The 537-nt window shown below is 57.4% G+C and carries 1 protein-coding gene; it reads left to right on the forward strand.

Features of this window, described 5'->3' with window-relative positions:
* Positions 1 to 58 precede the first annotated feature (58 nt).
* Positions 59 to 537, forward strand: a 479-nt coding sequence (gene emhR / locus J5M71_RS26955; RefSeq protein WP_207838555.1) for an efflux system transcriptional repressor EmhR, incomplete at its 3' end; no start/stop codon positions are given.

A 537-nucleotide genomic window follows, 5' to 3' on the forward strand; every position in this document is an offset into this window, starting at 1 on the left:
TCTTTATTCAGCGGATATTCAGCCATCCCTGAAACATCCTGTTTGAGGTTTTACTGCCATGGTCCGTCGTACCAAAGAGGAAGCTCAGGAAACCCGCAGCCAGATCCTGGAAGCGGCCGAGAAAGCCTTCTATGAAAGGGGGGTTGCCCGCACCACCCTGGCGGACATCGCGACCCTCGCCGGCGTGACGCGTGGCGCCATCTACTGGCATTTCAGCAACAAGGCCGACCTGGTCCAGGCCATGCTCGACAGCTTGCACGAACCGCTGGATGAACTGGCCAAGGCCAGCGAAAGCGAAGACGAACCGGACCCGCTGGGCTGCATGCGGCAGTTGCTGATTCATTTGTTTCATCAAGTTGCACTGGACCCGAAAACCCGGCGCATCAACGAAATTCTGTTTCATAAGTGCGAATTCACCGATGAAATGTGCGATCTGCGCCAGCAGCGCCGGACGGCTAGTCTCGATTGCAACCTGCGCATCGGCCTGACCCTGCGTAATGCGGTGAATCGCGGCCAGTTGCCGGAAAATCTCGACAC

Origin of the sequence: Pseudomonas sp. 43(2021) (genome assembly GCF_017490805.1) — a bacterium.
GTDB lineage: Bacteria > Pseudomonadota > Gammaproteobacteria > Pseudomonadales > Pseudomonadaceae > Aquipseudomonas.